Origin of the sequence: Mycobacterium sp. SMC-8, from assembly GCF_025263565.1 — a bacterium.
Classification (GTDB): domain Bacteria; phylum Actinomycetota; class Actinomycetes; order Mycobacteriales; family Mycobacteriaceae; genus Mycobacterium.
The window spans coordinates 5,654,791-5,674,090 of sequence record NZ_CP079865.1 but is presented as its reverse complement, the minus strand read 5'-3'; the positions used below and the strand labels follow the sequence as shown (position 1 = coordinate 5,674,090).

Below are 19,300 nucleotides of genomic sequence, written 5' to 3'. Positions count from 1 at the left end.
AATCCGTGACTTTGTCCACCGACGGCTGAAATACTGCGGGGCATGAAGCTGCTGCGCGGTGTGGCCGCGGTCGTCGTTCTCGCCGGTGCCGCCGTGGGATTCTCCGGCCCGGCCCAGGCGGCCAACGTGATGGAGGGTGTCTACAACTACACCTCCGAAGGGCAGTCCGGTACGTGGACCATCTTTCCGTCGTGTGTGCCGGTGGTCGGTGACCTGCGGGAACCGCTCTACCTGCCGGTCGGCTGCCGGCTGCACGTCACCCCGTCGTCGGGCCTGACCGGAGGTGACGCGGTGCTGGTCGGCGGTGTGTGGGGGTTCACCACCCCGAAGAAGGAGGGCATGCAGTGCCCGGACGGCAGCTGGGCGCCGACGGTGGAGGTCATCCGGTTCGACGATGTCACGATGTCGGGCACGCGCAAGATCACCCACACCGGCAACTGCGGGATGGCGCCGGGGATCATCGAGACCCCGTTCACGCTCTCCTACAAGGAACCGCTGCCGATCCCGGTCGACCGGTATCCGTTGATCTGTGAGCCCGGCGGCCTGCGGCGCTGCTTCTAGAGGAGCGGCGCGATGAAGCGAGTGGTGATCTGGGGGACCGGGTTCGTCGGCCGGATGGTGATCGCCGAGGTCGTCAAGCATCCGCAGTTCGAGCTTGTCGGCGTCGGTGTGAGCAATCCAGACAAGGTGGGCCGTGACGTCGGCGAGCTCTGCGGGCTGGGCCGCGACGTCGGGGTGATCGCCACCGACGACGTCGACGCGCTGATCGACCTGTCACCCGACGCGCTGGTGCACTACGGTCCGACCGCCGCGCACGCCGAGGCCAACATCAAGCTGATCACCCGCTTCCTGCGGGCCGGCATCGATGTGTGCTCGACCGCGATGACGCCGTGGATCTGGCCGACCATGCACCTGAACCCGCCCAACTGGATCGAGCCGATCACTGTGGCGTGTGAGCTCGGAGAGTCGTCGTGCTTCACCACCGGCATCGACCCCGGATTCGCCAACGACCTGTTCCCGATGACGCTGATGGGCCTGTGCTCGGAGGTCCGTCGCGTGCGCGCCTCCGAACTGCTCGACTACACCAACTACGAAGGCGACTACGACCGCGAGATGGGCATCGGCAGACTGCCCGAGTACCGGGCGATGCTGGAGAATCCGGACATCCTGGTATTCGCCTGGGGCGCCACGGTTCCGATGATCGCCCACGCTGCCGGGATCATGCTCGACGACATCACCACGACGTGGGAGAAGTGGGTGACGCCCGAGGAGCGCAAGACCGCCAAAGGGGTCATCGCGCCGGGCAACGTCGCCGCCGTCCGCTTCACCGTCAACGGGGTGTACCGGGGTGAGACCCGCATCCAGCTCGAGCACGTGAACCGGATCGGCAACGATGCCGCACCGGACTGGCCGGCGGGCAACGAGAATGACGTGTACCGCGTCGACATCGAGGGCACGCCCAGCATCTTCCAGGAGACCGCGTTCCGGTTCACCGACGGTTCGGGGCGAGACGCCGCGGCGGCCGGATGCCTGGCGACGGGCCTGCGCGCGCTGAACGCGGTGCCGGCGGTCAACGACCGCTCACCCGGCTGGGTCACCGCACTGGACCTGCCGCTGATCCCCGGAGTCGGAACGATCCGTTAGGCCTTGGGCCGCTTGAACAGGACCACGTGGGCCAGCGGTATCCGGGTCTGCTCCGGCGCCGCCGCGATCCGCTCGGCGGCGCCCTTCTCCAGCCGGTCGAAGAATTCGCCGACGCGCTCGGCGGCCCGGTTCTCCAGTGCATGCGCGAGTGAGGCGAACAACGCCGCCCGCGCAAAGGCGGCCCAGCGTGCTCCGAAAGCTCTTGCATCGCCGTCGATCCGGTATTTCTCCCAGAACCGGTCGGTGGCGTCGAAGATCTCCAGGTGCTCGATCTCGAGCCGTTCGAAACGGCCCGACGGGGCGAACGGCGCCGCGAAGTCGGCCGCGCGGCGGACCACGGTCGGGATGCACATCCGCGCCACCTCGTCGGCGGTCAGCAGGCCGCTGCCGGCCAGCTCGTCGAGGGCGTCGAGCAGGGCCGACATCAGCAGCCGGAAACCGTGATCGCCGTCGTCGCCCATCGCCGTCGTCATCACCACGAGCCGGCCACCCGGGCTCAGCTCCCGGCCGCGGAACGCGACGAACTCGTGCCAGTCATGAGCACCCTGCCGTGCGTACGCCGCGCGCACCAACTCGTCAGAACAGAAATTCGCGTGGATGTGACCGTCGATGCCGCACGGGACGCGGGTCAACCAGTCGATCGCCCATGAACTCCAGCCCAGGTGCACGCTGTCCGACGGCAGAATCTGGGAGTAGAACGACCGGCCTATCGCCGAGACGAAGGTGGCCTTGTCCTTGTTCAGGTAGGTGTCCGGGTCGTTCTCCAGGGTGTGAAACAGCTCGGTGAAGTCGTTGTCCGGCCGGTCGGTGTGGGCCACCAGCACCGAATGCTCCGGACGGGTTCGCTTGCGCAACACCGCGATCGCCGCACCGATCGGCAGCAGCGAGTTCAGGCCGTTGGCCGCGCCGTAGTCGGCGATCACGATCGGCTGGCCTGGCCTCGGTAGCGGCACCGCGGCCGCCGCACGCTCGAAGACGGCGATGGCCGGCTTCAGTCCGGCGCCCTGCAGGCGCGACGAGGCACTGTAGGAGTCGCTGTCCTTCGGCTCAGGGCGCACCACGATGCTGGATTCCGCCATGACCGGAACGGTAGTCCTCGGCATGCCGTCGCGCCGCAGAAGGCGGGCCCCCGCGTAGCTGTGCGAAACTCTGCGCATGACAGGTCGGGTCGGGCCGCGTGTCGCGCTCACCGTGACCATCCTCGCGACGGTTTGCGGGGCGGTCGGCTTCCTCGTGACCCTGATGCTCAACGCGTTCGTCTATGACGAGTTCGATGCCTATGGGCAGATCCCGATCCCGGGAACCGGACAGTTGACGCTGCCGGCGGGGGAGGTGACCGTCAGTTTCCACACCCGCGCGCCCGGCGGGACCGACGGCGGTTTCCCTGTGCCCCCGTTGCGGCTGGCCATCACGTCCGCCGACGGCGGCCCCGAACCCGTGGTGACCGAGACGATGAGCTCGACCACCTCGGTCAACAACGACGTCCGCGTCCGTATCTGGATCGCCCGGATTCCCGCCGACGGTGTCTACGAGATCCAGACCGACGGCGAGGTCAGAGGTTACATCGACCCGCGGATGGCCTTCGGTCGCGACACCTCGGCGGGCTGGTTGCCGGGGACGTTCGGCGCGGTGTTCGTCGCCGGCGTGGTCGGGCTCGCGCTCGCGGTGGTGTGGTCCTCACGGGCCGGGCGCACACCGCGACCGCTGCCGGGTCCGGTCAACCTCGACGAGCCGAGCTGGCCCGGGCCGCTGCCGCCGCCGGTGTCCTCCTACCAGCCCAGCGATCAGCGGATCCGCCTCGAGCAGCTGAAAACACTGGCGGCGCTGCGGGACTCCGGTGTGCTCACCGAGCAGGAGTTCGAAGCCGAAAAGCGCCGCATCCTGGAGGGTTGACGGCTCCTGCGGCTCAGTGCCCCCTGGCCACCCATTCGTCGTAGTGCACGATCTCGTCGCCGACGGTCGTGGAGTCGCCGTGACCGGTGTAGACGACGGTGTCCCCGGGCAGCTTCCCGAGCCGGCCCGAGATCGATTCCAGGATGGTCGGGAAGTCGGAGAACGAGCGTCCCGTCGCGCCCGGCCCGCCTTGGAACAGCGTGTCACCGCTGAACACCGCGTTCAGTTCCGGGGCGTGCCAGCACACCGAACCGGGGGAGTGCCCGGGGGTGTGCAGAGCACGCAGTTCGGTGCCTGCGACCCGCAGCGTGTCTCCGTCGGAGACGGAGCGGAAATCGCTGTCCGGGTGGGTCATTCGCCACAGCACCTCGTCGGCGGGGTGCAGCAGCACGGGGGCGTCGAGCGCCTGCCCGAGCTGCGGGGCGACGGTCACGTGGTCGTTGTGGCCGTGCGTGCAGACCACCGCCACCACGTGCCGGCCGCCGACGGCCTCGATGATCGGTTCGGCGGTGTGGGCCGCGTCGAACACCACGACTTCCTTGTCGTCGCCGACGATCCAGATGTTGTTGTCGACGTCCCAGCTGCCGCCGTCGAGTTCGAATGTTCCGCTGGTGACCAGTCGCTGAATCGGTCCGCCGTTCACAGCACCACCACCGAGCGCAGCACTACATCGTCGCTGCCGGCGTGCATCTTGTGGAACGCGTCTTCGATCTGGTCGAGGCCGATGCGTTCGGTGACGAACTTGTCCAGCGGGAAACGGCCCTGCAGATACAACGAGATCAGGGTCGGGAAGTCACGCTCGGGCAGGCAGTCGCCGTACCAGGAGGACTTCAACGCCCCACCGCGGGAGAAGAAGTCGATCAGCGGCATCTCCAGTGTCATGTCCGGGGTCGGCACCCCGACCAGCACCACCGTGCCGGCCAGATCGCGGGCGTAGAACGCCTGCTTCCAGGTCTCGGGACGGCCCACCGCGTCGATCACCACATCGGCGCCGAAGCCGTCGGTCAGGTCCTGGATCGTCTCGACCACATCCAGCTCGCCGGCGTTGATCGTGTGCGTCGCACCGAACTCCCGGGCCCAGTCGAGCTTCCGGTTGTCCATGTCGACCGCGATGATCTTCTTCGCACCGACCAGCCTGGCGCCGGCGATCGCCGCGTCACCGACGCCGCCGCACCCGATCACCGCGACGGTGTCGTCGCGGGTGACCGCGCCGGTGTTGATCGCCGCGCCCACACCCGCCATCACCCCGCAGCCCAGCAGACCGGCCGCGGCCGGGTCGGCTGCCGGATCGACCTTGGTGCACTGGCCTTGGTGCACCAGCGTCTTGTCGGCGAACGCGCCGATACCCAGCGCCGGGGTCAACTCCGTGCCGTCGGTCAGGGTCATCTTCTGCGCCGCGTTGTGGGTGTCGAAGCACAGATGCGGGCGACCGCGCTTGCATGCCCGGCACTGTCCGCACACCGCGCGCCAGTTCAACACCACGAAGTCGCCGGGCTCCACGTGGGTGACGCCCTCGCCGACGGATTCCACCAGACCTGCCGCCTCGTGGCCGAGCAGGAACGGGAACTCGTCGTTGATCCCGCCCTCCCGGTAGTGCAGGTCGGTGTGGCAGACCCCGCACGCCTGGATGTCGACGACCACTTCACCCGGGCCGGGATCGGGAATGACGATGTCCACCACCTCGACCGGTTGAGCCTTGGCCCGAGCGATCACACCGCGCACAGTCTGAGTCATGGTCTCGACCCTAATGGGTCAGGCAGAGTGGGGACATGTCCGACCGCATGCCCGTCGCATTCCTCTCCCACGGCGCCCCGCCGCTGGTGGACGACGCGCTGTGGGTGTCGCAACTGGCGGACTGGGCCGCCCGCCTGCCCGCCCCGTCGGCGATCCTCGTCGTCTCCGCGCACTGGGAGGCCGCGCCGCTGACCATCGGTTCGACCGATCCCCGCACGCCGCTGACCTACGACTTCTGGGGCTTACCCGAGCGCTACTACGACGTCACCTACGACGCGCCCGGGGCGCAGGACGTCGCGGCCGCCGTCGCGAAGTTGATGCCTTCCACCGAGCCTGTGCACCATGACCCCGACCGCCGGCTCGATCACGGCGCGTACGTCCCGCTGACGGTCATGTACCCGGCGGCCGACGTGCCGGTGCTGCAGATCTCGCTGCCCACCCTGGATCCGGAGCGGCTGCTGCATCTCGGGAACCGGCTGCGACCGTTGCGCGACGACGGTGTGCTGATCCTCGGGTCCGGCTTCACCACCCACGGTCTGCCGTTCCTCGACGACCCGAGGCCGAACGCGGTGCCGCCGGGCTGGTCGGTCGAGTTCGACGCGTGGGCCCGTGAGCGGCTGGCGGCCGGCGATGTGGACGCGCTCGTCGACTTCCGCCACCAGGCGCCGGGCATGCCGTACGCGCATCCGACGATCGAACACTTCGCTCCGCTGTTCGTCGCGCTCGGTGCGTCCGACGATCCCGGCGCGGCGCCGAAACAGGTGATCGACGGCTACTGGATGGGTCTGGCGAAACGGTCGGTCGAACTGGGCTGATCAGGGCTACGGTGAATGCTGAGATGCTCACCGACAGCCGACTCGACCTGCTGTCTGCCGCCCGCGAAGCGCACCGGCGGCGGGACTGGGCCGCGAGCTACGAGGCGTTCGAACGGGCCGGGCGGCACGCGCCGCTGCCCACCGACGACCTCGACGCGTTCGCGTTCGCGGCCTGGCGGCTGGGGCACATCAAGGAGTCCAGCCGTGCCGCGGAGCGGGTGTTCACCGAGCTGACCCGCACCGACCCGAATGCCGCCGCGATGAAGGCCAACGACCTGGCACTGGCGTGGCTCGTGCGCGGCGACCTCAACATCGGGCAGGGCTGGATGAGCCGGGCGCGCAGGCTGCTGGCCGCCGCCGAGGAGAGTGTGGCCCACGGCTACCTGGCCTATCTGGACGCCGTCGTCGCGGCGATGACCTACGACCTGGACGCGCTGGCGGAGCACGTGCGGGCGCTGCGGGCGATGAGCGAGCGCCTCGACGCACCCGCGGTGACCGCGCTCGGGCTGATCGCCGCCGGTATCGAAGCGATTGTGCACGCGCGCACCACCGACGGATACGCGCTGATCGACGAGGCGATGCTGCCGCTGCTGGCCGACCAGGTGCCGATCGAGTGGGCCGGAGACATCTACTGCATCGTGCTCCACCACTGCCACAAACTCGCAGATCTGCCCAGGATGCGCTCGTGGACCCAGTCGATGGAGCGGTGTTGCGGGGTGTCGGGATCGGTGCCCTACGGCGGCGTGTGCGATGTGCACCGGCTCCAGGTGCAGGCGGCCGCGGGCGACTACCGGGAGCTCGAGGAGCGGCTGGGTACGGCGAGCCGTGCGCTTGCGGACGTCAACTCGTGGGCCGCCGCCGAGGGCTACTACCAGCTCGGCGAAGTGCGTCGTCTCAAAGGTGAGTTAGACGGTGCGGCAAGGGCTTTCGCGCAGGCGCGGGCGCTCGGCCTGGACCCGCAACCCGGTGAGGCGTTGCTGGCGTGCCGGCGCGGTGACCACGCAGGGGCGTGGACCTCGATCCGCATCGCGCTGGCGGGCAGTGACCGGTTGTCCCGGGTGCCGCTGTTGCGCGCCGCGGTCGAGATCGCGTTGGGCCGGGACGCGCTCGACGAGGCCGAAAGCTATTGCCGGGAACTGGAAACCGATGCGGTCGCATTCGGCACGCCGGGCTTCCTGGCCTGGTCCGCCCACGCCCGCGGTGCCGTGGCGGTGCGTCGCGGAGCGTTCGGCCAGGCGCTGGGACATCTGCAGATCGCGTTGCGCGAGTACCGCCTTGCGCAGTCCCGGTACGAGACGGCCGAAGTGTACGAGTGGATGGCGCTGGCGCGGCGGGGGCTCGGTGACCACGACGGGGCCGCGGCCGATGCGGCGACCGCTGACGCCATCTACGCGCAGCTCGGCGTCGAATCCGCCGGCATCTGCGGAGCGCCGGCCCCGGGTGGACTGACCCGCCGGGAACTCGACGTGCTGACCAGGATCGCCCATGGCGCCACCAACCGGCAGGTCGCCCAGCAGCTGCAGCTGTCCGACAAGACGGTGGGCCGACATCTGGCCAACATCTACGCCAAGCTCGGGGTGAACACCCGCACCGCGGCGGCCAGCTGGGCGTTCCAGCACGGCGTGGCGACCGATGACCGCTGATCTACATCATCTGCACCATCGCCGGACCCCCGAAACGCATGGTTCGACCGATACCGGCCGCGCCGTTGGCGGCCTACCGTTTTCTCCCATGACCACACTGAATGAGAATCCGGCGATCGCCGCCGAGACCACTGAGGGATTCGCCGGACGCGTCGTCGGCTCCATCGACGCCGCCAGCATCGCGATCCTGCTGTCGATCGGCCACCAGACCCGGCTGTTCGACACGATGTCTGACCTGCCGCCGGCCACCAGCACCCAGATCGCCGACGCGGCCGGACTCGACGAACGCTACGTCCGGGAGTGGCTCGGCGGTGTGACGGCCGGCCGGATCGTCGACTATGACGCGGCCGCGCAGACCTATTCGCTGCCGCCGCACCGCGCGGCGGTGCTCACCCGCACCGCCGGCCCGGACAACCTCGCGCGCGTCGCACAGTTCATCCCGCTGCTCGGCGAGGTCGAGCAGAAGGTCATCGACTGCTTCCGTCACGGCGGCGGGCTGTCCTACGCCGAATATCCGCGCTTCCACACCCTGATGGCCGAGGAGAGCGGAGAGGTTTTCGACGCCGCGCTGATCGACGTGATCCTGCCGATGGCCGAGGGAGTTCCGCAGCGCCTGCGCGACGGTGCCGACGTGGCCGACTTCGGTTGCGGCAGCGGCCATGCCGTCAACGTGATGGCGGCGGCGTTCCCGGCCAGCCGCTTCGTCGGTCTCGACTTCTCCGCCGAGGGACTGGCCGCCGGCGCGGCCGAGGCGCAGCGGCTGGGGCTCACGAACGCCACGTTCACGCCCACCGACGTCGCCGACTACGACGCGACCGAGGCGTTCGATGTCATCACCGCGTTCGACGCGATCCACGATCAGGCCCACCCGGGCCGGGTGCTGGCCAACATCCACCGCGCGCTGCGGCCGGGCGGGACGTTCCTGATGGTCGACATCAAGTCGTCGAGCCGGGTCGAGGACAACGTCGGGGTGCCGTTCGCCGCGTACCTGTACACCGTGTCGACCATGCACTGCATGAGCGTGTCGCTCGGGCTCGGCGGTGACGGGCTCGGCACCTGCTGGGGTCGGGAGCTGGCGACGTCGATGCTGACCGACGCCGGGTTCGGCGATGTGCAGGTCCGCGAGATCGAGTCGGATCCGATTAACTTCTACTACATCGCCACGAAATAGCCCTCGCTACGCTCGGGAGCGATGAGCGCACTCGAGGTCCTGAGCGACTGGCCGGTCCCCACTGCCGCTGCCGCGGTGGTGGGGCCGTCCGGTGTATTGGCCCGCCACGGCGACACCGGCCACCGGTTCGCGCTGGCCTCGGTGACCAAACTGCTGGTGGCCCGTGCCGCGCAGGTCGCCGTCGAGGAAGGGGCGATCGAACTCGACGGCGACGCCGGCCCGCCGGGCGCGACGGTGCGACACCTGCTGGCCCACACCGCCGGCTACGAGATGAACTCGTCGAAGGTGATCGCGCGGCCCGGCACGCGACGGGTCTACTCCAATCACGGTTTCACCGTGCTCGCCCAGACCCTCGCCGCGCAGTCGTCGATCCCATTCCCCGCCTACCTGGCCGAGTCCGTCTTCGCGCCGTTGCGAATGGGCGACACCACCCTCGACGGCGGGATCGAGGCCGCCGGTTACGGGGTCACCTCCACCGTCGACGATCTGGTGGCGTTCGCCGGCGAGCTGCTCACGCCCGCGCTCGTGTCCGGTCAGATGCACCGTGAGGCGACCAGCGTGCAGTTCCCGGGTCGCGACGGTGTGTTGCCGGGCTTCGGCGTGCAGCGTCCCAACGACTGGGGACTGGGTTTCGAGATCCGCGGCGGCAAATCGCCGCACTGGACCGGGGCCGGCAACTCGCCCCGTACCTACGGTCATTTCGGTCAGACCGGCACGTTCCTGTGGGTCGATCCGGACGCCGCATTGGCGCTGGTCGTGCTCACCGACCGCCGCTTCGGGGAGTGGGCGCACCCGGTGATGCCCGCACTGTCTGATGAAGTCCTAAGAGAGTACGGGCCGGACTAGCGCAACAGGCGTCTCACGAGGCACAATAGACTCGCAAGTCACAACTTCATCCGCACTCGTTCTGTGCCGTTCGGAAACCACCAGGTCGTTGGGGAAGACGTCCCTCGTGGAACCGAAGGAGCAACAGATGCGTGCAGCGAACCAATTCGCCGACGCGACGACGGGCGTGGTGTACATCCACGCGTCGCCCGCGGCGGTGTGCCCGCATGTCGAGTGGGCGTTGTCGTCGACCCTCAATGCGAGGGCGAATCTGAAGTGGACCCCGCAGCCGGCCATGCCCGGTCAACTGCGCGCCGTCACCAACTGGGTCGGTCCGGTCGGCACCGGCGCCGCGCTGGCGAACGCGCTGCGGTCGTGGTCGGTGCTGCGCTTCGAGGTGACCGAGGATCCCAGCCACGGTGTCGACGGGCACCGCTGGTGCCACACGCCGCAGCTCGGGCTGTGGAGCGGCGCGATGAGCGCCAACGGCGACGTGATGGTCGGCGAGATGAGATTGCGCGCGCTGATGGCGTCGGGCGCCGACGTGCTCGCCGCCGAGCTGGACTCGGTGCTGGGCACCGCGTGGGACGATGCGCTGGAGGCATACCGCGACGGCGGCGAGGGCGCCGAGGTCAGCTGGCTCAGCAGGGGCGTGGGTTAGCCGGGTCGCAGGATCTGCAGCGCGCCCGGCGCCGCCGACACCTCCACGGGCAGCGGGCAAACGTACTCACCGTCGGCGTAGGCATTGATACCGGGACAGGCCACCGTGACGGTCCGGGCCCGGGCGGTGCTCACCTCGTCGAGGTGTACGTGGGTGCCTTTGAACACGGTGGGAAAAAGCCGGATCAGCCTGGTCCGCGACGCGGACGCCACCATGGTCACGTCCAGCAGGCCATCGCGCGGGTCCGCGTCCGGACAGATCTTCATCCCGCCCCCGTAACTTCGGGTGTTGCCGAACGCCGCCAGCGTCAGATCGGCGTCCACCTCTCGGCCGTCGAAGCTCAGCCGGAACGGGAGCAGTCGCAGCTTCGAGATCTCCGCGACCATCGCGAGGTTGTAGCGCATCCGGCCGTGCGGCCAGCGCATTCGGTTGGTGCGGTCGGTGACCAGCGAGTCGAAGCCGGCGGCCATCACGGTGCCGAACCAGCGGTCGGTGCCGTCGGCACCGCGGATACGGCCGAGGTCCACGGTGTCGACGATGCCGTCGACGACGACGTCGGCCGCCGCCTCCGGGTCTCTGGTCGGAATGCCGAACTCGCGGGCATGGTCGTTGCCTGTGCCGGCCGGGACGATGCCGAGGGGGATGCCGGACTGCGCGAGCACCTGCAGTGCCAGTGAGATGATGCCGTCCCCGCCGACGACCACCAGCGCGTCCATGCCGCGCTCGAGCGCTCCTTCGACCAGCTGCCGGGCGTGGGCGGAGTCGCGGCCGGCGATCGCGACGACGTCGACACCGCGGTGGTGGAGTCTGGTGATCGCGCGTTCGGCGGCGTGCGGGGCGCTGCCGTGCCCCGAGGCCGGGTTGGTCAGCACCGTGACCCGGGAGCGGGTCACGGAATCAGCTTGCCCGGGTTGAGGATTCCAGCCGGGTCGAGGGCGGCCTTGACAGCCCGCAGCACCGTCACGCCGAGATCGCCGACCTCGGCGCGCATCCACGGCCGGTGATCGGTGCCGACGGCGTGGTGATGGGTGATGGTGGCCCCGGCGCGCACCATCGCGTCGGACGCGGCGGTCTTGGCCGTGCGCCACTGCTCGATCGGATTTCCGCGCTGCGCGGCGACCACGGTGAAGTACAGCGACGCGCCCGTCGGATACACATGCGAAATGTGGCACATCACCAGCGCGGGCGTACCGGATTGGGCCAGCGAGCTCGTCAGCGCCTCGGTGACGGCCGCCTTGACCGCCGGCACGTTGGACCAGTTGGTCGCGGTCTCCAGCGTCTCGCACAGCGCCCCGGCCGACAGCAGCGCGTCGCGCAGGTACGGCGCGTTGAACCGGCCGTGTTCCCAGGCGCGTGCCGGGCCTTCGCCCAGCGACGTACCGCCCTTGGCGGCCAACAGGTCCCGGGTCTCGGCATGTCTGCTCGCGACGTGGGCCTCGGTGCCCTCGAACACCGTGATCGCCAGGCAGCCGCCGGTGCTTGTCTGCTCGCCGATGCTTTCGGTGGTGGCGAGGTTGACCCCCGTCTCGGCCTCGTCGGAGAGCCGGATCACGGTCGGTCCGGTACCGGTCTGGGCGACGGCGCGCAGCGCGTCGGCGCCGGTGGTGAAATCGGGGAACGACCACGCCTCGAACCGGGTGGCCTCCGGCACCGGATGCACCCGCACGCGGACGCGGGTGATGATCCCGAAGCTGCCCTCCGACCCGAGCAGCAGCTGACGCAGGTCCGGGCCTGCTGCCGAAGCCGGCGCCCGCCCGAGGTCGAGGACGCCGGCCGGCGTGACGGCACGCAACCCGCGCACCATGTCGTCGAAACGTCCGTAGCCGGCCGAATCCTGACCTGACGAGCGGGTCGCAGCGAATCCGCCGATGGTCGCGAAGCAGAAGCTCTGCGGGAAATGTCCCAGCGAGAAGCCGCGCTCGCCGAGCAACCGCTCGGCGTCGGGCCCGGTCAGGCCCGCCCCGAGTTCGGCTTCCCAGGAGACCTCGTCCAGGAAGTGCAGCTCGGCGAGTCGATGCAGATCCACCGACACCACGGCTTTGAAGTCGCCCCGGGCGGGGTCGAGGCCGCCGACGACGCTCGTGCCGCCGCCGAAGGGGACGACCGCGATACTGTGGTCCGAGCAGAACCGCAGGAGTTCGGCGATCTCGTCGTCGCCGCCGGGCGCCAGCACCGCGTCCGGGGCGTCCTGCACTCCGAAATCTCTGCGCCGCAACAGATCCAAGGTCGACTTGCCGCCGGCGCGCAGAAGGCGTTCGCGGTCGTCGAGAATCAGGTTTTCTTCGCCGACGATCGCGGCGAGACCGTCCCGGTCGGCCCGGGAGAGCGCCGACGGACGCAACCGAACCTGCTCGAGGGTGGGTTCGTCGACAGGATCGCCGTCGATGCCGAGCGCCTGGCTGAGCAGGGACCGGATACCGGGGGACAGGGGCTTGGCCGCCGCGGGGTCGCCCCACGCATTCCACTGCATCATGAGTTACAGTATTACAGATGATGTCAATCCGTAACTCTGATGCGAGCGTCGAGCAGCGAATCCTCGACGCCGCTGCCGAGTGCATCCTGGCTTTCGGGGTGGAACGGACGACCATGACCGAGATCGCGCGCAGGGCCCGGGTGAGCCGGCCGACGATCTACCGGCGGTGGCCCGACATCCGCTGGGTGATCGCCGAACTGCTCACCGTGCGCATCGCCGGCGTTCTGGAGGCGATCCCGGACCGCGGAGCCGACCGGGAGGCGACGGTGGGACGCGTCGTGGCCGTGGCAGACCATTTGCGCGCCGACGTGATCGTGCAGTCGGTGATCCGCAACGCGCCGGGCCTGGCGATGACCTACATCGCCGACCGACTCGGCACCAGCCAGCAGATTCTCATCGACGCACTGGCCGAGGCGATCAAAGCCGGTCAGGACGACGGCAGTATCCGGGCCGGGGATCCGCGCGGGATGGCCGCGATGTGCCTGCTGATCACCCAGTCGACGATCCAGTCGGCGCAGATGGTCGCCGAGTTGCTGGACAACGACGCACTCAACCGCGAGCTGGCACTCTCTCTGAACGGATATCTGAAACCATGAGTGGCGCAACTGCTTTGAACGCCGCACGCCGGGCCGCCGAACTCGCGCAGCTCGGGGAAGGCGCGCCCGTCGACCTCGTCGTGATCGGCGGCGGCATCACCGGCGCGGGTATCGCGCTCGACGCGGTCACACGCGGGCTGTCGGTGGTGCTGGCGGAGCGACACGACCTCGCGTTCGGCACCAGCCGCTGGAGCTCCAAACTCGTGCACGGCGGGCTGCGGTACCTGGCCAGCGGCAACGTGGGCATCGCCCGGCGCAGCGCCGTGGAACGCGGAATCCTGATGACCCGCAACGCGCCCCACCTCGTACATGCGATGCCGCAGCTGGTTCCGCTGCTGCCGTCGATGAACACGGCGTCCCGCGCGTTGGTCCGGTTCGGCTTCGCCGCCGGCGACGGTCTGCGCAGGCTGGCAGGCACCCCGGCGGACACGCTGCCCAGGTCGCGTCGGATCGACGCGCACCGCGCCGTCGGTTTGGCTCCGACCGTCGCGCGGGAAGGGCTCGACGGAGCGCTGCTCGCCTACGACGGACAGCTGATCGACGACGCCCGGCTGGTCACCGCCGTGGCGCGTACCGCCGCCCAGCACGGCGCCCGAGTACTCACCCGGGTCGCGGCGTCGGACGCGTCCCGCGACGCGGTGACGCTCACCGACAGCACGACGGGGGAGTCCCTGCGGGTGTCGGCCCGCGCTGTCGTCAACGCGACGGGTGTCTGGGCGGGGGAGGTGGACGACTCGATCAAGCTGCGCCCGAGCCGCGGCACGCACCTGGTGTTCGACGCCGCGAAATTCGGCAATCCGGTTGCCGCGCTGACAGTTCCGATTCCGGGTGAGATCAACCGGTTCGTGTTCGCGATGCCCGAACAACTGGGCAGGGTGTACCTGGGGCTGACCGACGAGGATGCCCCCGGCCCGATTCCGGACGTGCCGGAGCCCACCCCCGGGGAGGTCAGGTTTCTGCTGGACACGGTCAACACGGCGCTGGATGCGGCGCTGACAGAGGCGGACGTGATCGGCGCCTACGCAGGCCTTCGTCCGCTCATCGACACGGGAGCCGGCAGGACGTCCGACATCTCCCGCGAGCACGCGGTCACCGAGTCGCCGTCGGGCGTGCTCACCGTCATTGGCGGCAAGCTCACCGAATACCGGTACATGGCCGAGGATGTCGTCGACCGTGCGGTGCAGTTGCGCGGGCTTGCCGCGGGCGTGTGCCGCACCCGCAACCTGCCGCTCGTCGGCGCACCCGCCAATCCCGTTGCCACGCTGCGATCTTCGACCGATCTGCCCGGTTCGCTGGTGGCGCGGTACGGCGCCGAAGCACCGAACGTGATCGCCCGGGCCACCTGCGAGCGGCCCACCGATCCGGTCGCCGACGGCATCGACGTGATCAGGGCCGAATTCGAGTATGCGGTCACCCACGAAGGGGCGCTCACCGTCGACGACATTCTGGACCGCCGCACCAGGATCGGGTTGGTGGCCCCAGATCGCGAGCGTGCCATGGCCGCCGCCGAGGAGATGCTGTCGCCGGCCCGCTGAAACTCGCCCGGTTACAGCGGGATGTTCTTGTGGCGGCCGCGGCGCAGCGGCGCCTCGGCCAGCGCCTGCGTCAGCTTCGAGCGGGTGCGCGCGGGGTCGATCTTCTCGTCAACCACGCCGATCTCGATCGCGGAATCGACACCGCCGGCGATCTTCTCGTGCTCGATGGCCAGCGCCTCGTGCAGCGACTCGCGCTCCTCGGGGGCGGCGGCGGCCAGCTTCTTCTTGTGCAGGATGCCGACCGCGGCCTTGGCGCCCATCACGGCGACCTCGGCCTCGGGCCACGCGAACACCTTGGTGGCGTTCAGCGACCGCGAGTTCATCGCGATGTAGGCGCCGCCGTAGATCTTGCGGGTGACCAGCGTGACGCGCGGCACCGACGACTCACCGAACGCGTGCAGCAGCTTGGCGCCGCGACGGACCACCCCGCCCCACTCCTGGTCCACACCGGGCAGGTAGCCGGGCACGTCGACGATGACCACCAGCGGGATGCCGAACGCATCGCACAGCCGCACGAAACGGGCTGACTTCTCCGCGCTTTCGGAGTTCAGGCAGCCGCCCAGGCGCAGCGGGTTGTTGGCGATCACACCGACGGTGCGTCCGGCCAGCCGGCCCAGGCCCACGACGATCGACGGCGCCCAGCGGGACTGGAACTCCTCGAACGGGACACCCTCGTCGAGCAGAGCCTCCACGAGCGGATGCACATCGTAGGCGCGTCGCGCCGACTCGGGCAGTAGCGCCTTGAGGTCGGTGTCGCCGGCTTCGGCCTTGCTGCGGTCGAAATGACCCTGCTGGCAGAACAACCCGACCAGGCGACGGCCGCGCTCGTAGGCGTCGAGCTCGTCGTCGGCCACGATGTGGCACACGCCGGACTTCTTGTGATGGGCCTCCGGGCCGCCCAGGGACACCATGTCGACGTCCTCACCGGTCACGCTGCGCACCACGTCCGGGCCGGTGACGAACACCTTGCTATCGGGGGCCATCACGATCACGTCGGTGAGCGCAGGGCCGTACGCGGCGCCCCCGGCGGCGAAACCGACCACCACCGAGATCTGCGGGACGTAGCCGGAGGCCCGGATCATCGCCTCGAATACCAGGCCGACCGCGTGCAGGGCCTTGACGCCCTCGGCCAGCCGCGCGCCGCCGGAGTGCCAGATGCCGACGATCGGGCTCTGCTCCTCGATGGCGACGTCATAGGCGTCGACGATGTGCTTGCAGCCGTCGACGCCCATGGCGCCGCCCATCACGGTGCCGTCGGTGCAGAACGCGATGGTGCGCACACCGTTGACGGTGCCCGCGGCGGCCAGCACACCGGACTTGTCCCGCTGGTGCAGTGGCTCGACGCTGCCGTCGTCGAAGAAAGTGGACAGGCGCAACAGCGGGTCGCGCGGGTCGAGCGATTCGTTGACTGCTTCGGGGGCCAGCCCGTTCTCCAGGGTCGTCATGTGTTCTCCTGCTTGTCAGTACTTCCCGAAGGCGAGTGCGACATTGTGCCCGCCGAATCCGAATGAGTTGTTGATCGCGTACTCGTAATTGCCCGGCCGCGGTGAACCTGCGACCACATCGAGGTCGATCTCGGGATCAAGATTCTTCAAGTTCAGCGTCGGCGGGATGATCCCGTCCCGCAACGCCTGCACGGTCAGGATCGACTCGACCGCGCCGACCGCGCCGACCGAATGGCCGAGCGCGGATTTGGGGGCGTAGACGGCCGGGCGGTGGCCGCCCATCGCATTGTTGATGGCCTTACCTTCGGCCACGTCGCCGACGCTGGTGCCCGTGGCGTGCGCGTTGACGTGGTCGATGTCGGTGCGTTTGAGGCCCGCGAGCTGGATGGCACGCGTCATCGCGTAACCGGCCCGTTCACCGTTCGGATCGGGCGCCACCATATGGTAACCGTCGGAGGTGATGCTCGCACCCATCAGTCGGGCCAGGATCTTCGCGCCCCGAGCCTTGGCGTGCTCCTCGGTCTCGATGACCATCACCGCGCCGGCCTCCCCGAACACGAACCCGTCGCGGTCCTTGTCGAAGGGGCGGCACGCGCCGGCGGGGTCGTCGTTGTTGGTCGACATCACGATCCGCATCTGTGCGAAACCGGCGATCGGCACCGCCTCGATGCGCTGCTCGACGCCTCCGCAGATCGCGATGTCGGCCTCGCCGAGCACGATGTTGCGCCACGCCTGGGCAATGCCCTCGGAGCCGGAGGCGCACGCCGAAACCGGGGTCACCACACCGGCTTTGGCGCCCCGTTCCAAGCCGATCACGGCAGACGGGCCGTTCGGCATGTACATCTGCACGGCCAGCGGGGACACCGCGCGCACGCCCTGCTCCCGCATGCCGTCATAGGCGAACACCAGAGCTTCGGCGCCGCCGAGGCCGGTCCCGATCGACACCAGCAACCGCTCGGTGTCCACCTCGGGGGAGCCGGCGTTCTCCCACACCCGCCTGCCGAGCACGGTCGCCATCCGCTGCGGATAGGACATCCGCTGCAGTTCGACCGTGTCCAATTCGGACTGGAAGTCCTCCAGCAGGTGACCGCCGATGCGGACCGGAAGGTCGAACTCCTCGACGAACGGATCCTCGAGCCTGCGGATTCCGCTCTGACCGTCCAGGAGCGCCTTCCAGGTCCCTTCAGCGTCGGTGGCCACGCTGGTGGACATCGCGATACCGGTGACGACGACGTCGGGCAGCCCGTTACCTGTTGTCGGCGAAACCATGCTGATTCGCGAGTCCTCTCTCGATCGGTTCAGTAACGACCGAAGGCCAGAGCCACATTGTGGCCGCCGAAGCCGAACGAGTTGTTGATCGCGTACTGGAAGTCGCCGTATCGAGGCTCGCCCGCGACGACATCGAGATCGATCTCGGGGTCGGGCGTCTCGTAGTTCAGCGTCGGCGGGATGACACCGTCACGCAGAGCCAGGATCGTCAGCGCGGACTCCAGAGCGCCCACGGCGCCGATCGAGTGGCCCAGCGCCGATTTCGGCGCATAGACCGCTGCGTGCTCCACTCCGGCGACGCGGATGGCGTTGGCCTCGGCCGTGTCACCGATCGGGGTGGCGGTGGCGTGCGCGTTGACGTGGCTGATGTCCTTGGGGGACAGGCCTGCCGTCTCCAGCGCCCGCTTCATCGCGTGGCCGGCCCGCAGGCCGTCGGCCGCGGGAGCCACCATGTGGAACGCATCCGACGTGACACCGGCACCCATGAGCCGGGCCAGCGGCTTGGCGCCGCGGGCTTTGGCATGCTCTTCGGTCTCGATGATCATCAGGACGCCGGCCTCGCCGAAGACGAAGCCGTCGCGATTCTTGTCGAACGGCCTCGAAGCACCGGCAGGATCCTCATTGCGGGTCGACATGGCACGCATCATCGAGAACGCCGCGATGGGCAGTGCCTCGATGCCGCCTTCCACGCCGCCGACGACGGCGAAGTCCGCGTCACCCATGACGATCTGGCGCCAACCGTGGGCGATGGCCTCCGAGCCCGACGAGCACGCCGAGACCGGGGTGATGACCCCGGCCCGGGCGCCCAGTTCGAGACCGGCGACCGCCGCCGCACCGTTGGGCATGATCATCTGAACGGCGAGCGGGGACACCTTGCGGGGCCCGCCCTCGTTCATCGCGTCATAGGTTTCGACGATCTTCTCGCCGCCACCGAGACCCGTGCCGACCACGACCGCGAAGCGATCCGGGTCGACCTCGGGCTTGCCCGCGTTCTCCCAGAGCCGTCGCGACAGCAGCAACGACATGCGCTGCACGTAGGACATGCGGCGCATCTCGATGCGTGTCATGTGGCTGTCGACGTTGTCGACGAGGTGGCCGCCGATCCGCACCGGCAGGTCCCACTTGTCGACGAAGTCGTCCTCGAGGATCCGGATGCCGCTCTCGCCGGCCAGCAGACCCTTCCACGTGCTCTCGATGTCCGCAGCGAGGGCCGTGGTGGCCTCAATGGCGGTCACCACGACGTTAGGAAAACCGCCGTTAGCAGTGGAAGGTCTGGTCACTTGTCGCCCGTAATCTGAGCGCGGATGGCAGCGGCGGCCTCGGGGTTCTCTTCCTCGAGCTTCTGGATGTAGGCGACGACGTCACCGACGGTGCGCAGGCCGGCCAGATCCTCGTCGGGGATCTTCACGCCGTACTTGTCCTCGGTCTGCACGGCGATCTCCACCATCGACAGCGAGTCGATGTCCAGGTCGTCGACGAAGGACTTCTCCGGGGTGACCTCGGAGGGCTCGATGCCGGTGACCTCTTCGATGATCTCCGCGAGACCCGAGATGATTTCTTCCTGAGTGGCGCCCACAGGGTGCTCCTTCTATCTAT

19 protein-coding genes are annotated in these 19,300 nt (G+C 69.0%); 10 read left to right on the top strand and 9 right to left on the bottom strand.

Annotation, left to right across the window (positions count from 1 at the left end; translation table 11 throughout):
* Positions 1–42 precede the first annotated feature (42 nt).
* Entirely contained in the window at positions 43–561 is a 519-nt protein-coding gene (locus KXD97_RS27300) for a hypothetical protein (protein WP_260753994.1), read from the top strand.
* A 12-nt stretch (positions 562–573) separates the two neighbouring features.
* A complete protein-coding gene (locus KXD97_RS27295) occupies positions 574–1,644 on the top strand; it encodes a dihydrodipicolinate reductase (protein ID WP_260753992.1) in 1,071 nt (356 codons plus the stop codon).
* On the opposite strand, the gene KXD97_RS27290 is transcribed toward KXD97_RS27295, so the two are convergent.
* On the bottom strand, positions 1,641–2,723 hold the full coding sequence (locus KXD97_RS27290; RefSeq protein ID WP_260753990.1) for a class I SAM-dependent methyltransferase: 1,083 nt from the start codon (positions 2,721–2,723) through the stop codon (positions 1,641–1,643). The two genes, KXD97_RS27295 and KXD97_RS27290, sit on opposite strands and share 4 nt — an antisense overlap.
* A 76-nt stretch (positions 2,724–2,799) precedes the next feature.
* Here KXD97_RS27290 and KXD97_RS27285 point away from each other — a divergent pair, with 76 nt between their 5' ends.
* Positions 2,800–3,537, top strand: a complete 738-nt coding sequence (locus tag KXD97_RS27285; RefSeq protein ID WP_260753986.1) for an SHOCT domain-containing protein — start codon at positions 2,800–2,802, stop codon at positions 3,535–3,537.
* Between the two features lie 13 nt (positions 3,538–3,550).
* Here the strand turns inward: KXD97_RS27285 and KXD97_RS27280 are convergent, their stop codons facing one another.
* Both KXD97_RS27280 and KXD97_RS27275 read right to left on the bottom strand, forming a co-directional pair.
* A complete protein-coding gene (locus tag KXD97_RS27280; RefSeq protein ID WP_260753983.1) occupies positions 3,551–4,180 on the bottom strand; it encodes an MBL fold metallo-hydrolase in 630 nt (209 codons plus the stop codon).
* Positions 4,177–5,271 (bottom strand): S-(hydroxymethyl)mycothiol dehydrogenase, encoded by a 1,095-nt coding sequence (locus tag KXD97_RS27275; RefSeq protein ID WP_260753982.1) that lies wholly within the window; start codon positions 5,269–5,271, stop codon positions 4,177–4,179. Before KXD97_RS27275 ends, KXD97_RS27280 begins: the two co-directional genes overlap by 4 nt.
* Before the next feature lie 35 nt (positions 5,272–5,306).
* On the opposite strand from KXD97_RS27275, the gene KXD97_RS27270 reads away from it, so the two are divergent.
* From KXD97_RS27270 to KXD97_RS27250, 5 genes are all read left to right on the top strand, one after another.
* Positions 5,307–6,086: a dioxygenase gene (locus KXD97_RS27270; protein WP_260753979.1), complete on the top strand. Its 780-nt coding sequence runs from the start codon at positions 5,307–5,309 to the stop codon at positions 6,084–6,086.
* Positions 6,087–6,109: 23 nt separating this feature from the next.
* A complete protein-coding gene (locus KXD97_RS27265; protein ID WP_260753976.1) occupies positions 6,110–7,729 on the top strand; it encodes a LuxR C-terminal-related transcriptional regulator in 1,620 nt (539 codons plus the stop codon).
* 88 nt (positions 7,730–7,817) lie between these two features.
* Positions 7,818–8,900 carry a class I SAM-dependent methyltransferase gene (locus KXD97_RS27260; RefSeq protein WP_260753974.1) on the top strand — a complete coding sequence of 361 codons (1,083 nt, stop codon included), beginning with the start codon at positions 7,818–7,820 and terminating at the stop codon, positions 8,898–8,900.
* A 21-nt stretch (positions 8,901–8,921) separates the two neighbouring features.
* Positions 8,922–9,746, top strand: coding sequence for a serine hydrolase (locus KXD97_RS27255; RefSeq protein ID WP_260753973.1), 825 nt, complete (start codon positions 8,922–8,924; stop codon positions 9,744–9,746).
* A 127-nt stretch (positions 9,747–9,873) separates the two neighbouring features.
* Positions 9,874–10,386 carry a DUF3145 domain-containing protein gene (locus tag KXD97_RS27250; RefSeq protein ID WP_260753972.1) on the top strand — a complete coding sequence of 171 codons (513 nt, stop codon included), beginning with the start codon at positions 9,874–9,876 and terminating at the stop codon, positions 10,384–10,386.
* On the opposite strand, the gene KXD97_RS27245 is transcribed toward KXD97_RS27250, so the two are convergent.
* On the bottom strand, positions 10,383–11,279 hold the full coding sequence (locus KXD97_RS27245; protein ID WP_260753971.1) for a diacylglycerol kinase: 897 nt from the start codon (positions 11,277–11,279) through the stop codon (positions 10,383–10,385). The two genes, KXD97_RS27250 and KXD97_RS27245, sit on opposite strands and share 4 nt — an antisense overlap.
* Entirely contained in the window at positions 11,276–12,856 is a 1,581-nt protein-coding gene (locus tag KXD97_RS27240) for an FAD-binding oxidoreductase (protein ID WP_260753968.1), read from the bottom strand. The genes KXD97_RS27245 and KXD97_RS27240 overlap by 4 nt, the downstream gene beginning before the upstream one ends.
* A 20-nt stretch (positions 12,857–12,876) precedes the next feature.
* Here KXD97_RS27240 and KXD97_RS27235 point away from each other — a divergent pair, with 20 nt between their 5' ends.
* Both KXD97_RS27235 and KXD97_RS27230 read left to right on the top strand, forming a co-directional pair.
* Positions 12,877–13,455, top strand: coding sequence for a TetR/AcrR family transcriptional regulator (locus KXD97_RS27235; protein ID WP_260753967.1), 579 nt, complete (start codon positions 12,877–12,879; stop codon positions 13,453–13,455).
* Positions 13,452–14,990 (top strand): glycerol-3-phosphate dehydrogenase/oxidase, encoded by a 1,539-nt coding sequence (locus tag KXD97_RS27230; protein WP_260753965.1) that lies wholly within the window; start codon positions 13,452–13,454, stop codon positions 14,988–14,990. The genes KXD97_RS27235 and KXD97_RS27230 overlap by 4 nt, the downstream gene beginning before the upstream one ends.
* Before the next feature lie 11 nt (positions 14,991–15,001).
* Here the strand turns inward: KXD97_RS27230 and KXD97_RS27225 are convergent, their stop codons facing one another.
* From KXD97_RS27225 to acpM, 4 genes are read right to left on the bottom strand one after another with little or no spacing between them, the layout of a single operon-like run.
* Positions 15,002–16,435, bottom strand: a complete 1,434-nt coding sequence (locus tag KXD97_RS27225) for an acyl-CoA carboxylase subunit beta (protein ID WP_260753964.1) — start codon at positions 16,433–16,435, stop codon at positions 15,002–15,004.
* Positions 16,436–16,450: 15 nt separating this feature from the next.
* Positions 16,451–17,704 carry a 3-oxoacyl-ACP synthase KasB gene (kasB, locus tag KXD97_RS27220; protein WP_260753957.1) on the bottom strand — a complete coding sequence of 418 codons (1,254 nt, stop codon included), beginning with the start codon at positions 17,702–17,704 and terminating at the stop codon, positions 16,451–16,453.
* Positions 17,705–17,733: 29 nt separating this feature from the next.
* Complete coding sequence (kasA, locus tag KXD97_RS27215) at positions 17,734–18,984, bottom strand: 3-oxoacyl-ACP synthase KasA (RefSeq protein ID WP_260753956.1); 1,251 nt, start codon at positions 18,982–18,984, stop codon at positions 17,734–17,736.
* Positions 18,981–19,280: a meromycolate extension acyl carrier protein AcpM gene (gene acpM, locus KXD97_RS27210; protein WP_011893658.1), complete on the bottom strand. Its 300-nt coding sequence runs from the start codon at positions 19,278–19,280 to the stop codon at positions 18,981–18,983. The genes kasA and acpM overlap by 4 nt, the downstream gene beginning before the upstream one ends.
* Positions 19,281–19,300 lie beyond the last annotated feature (20 nt).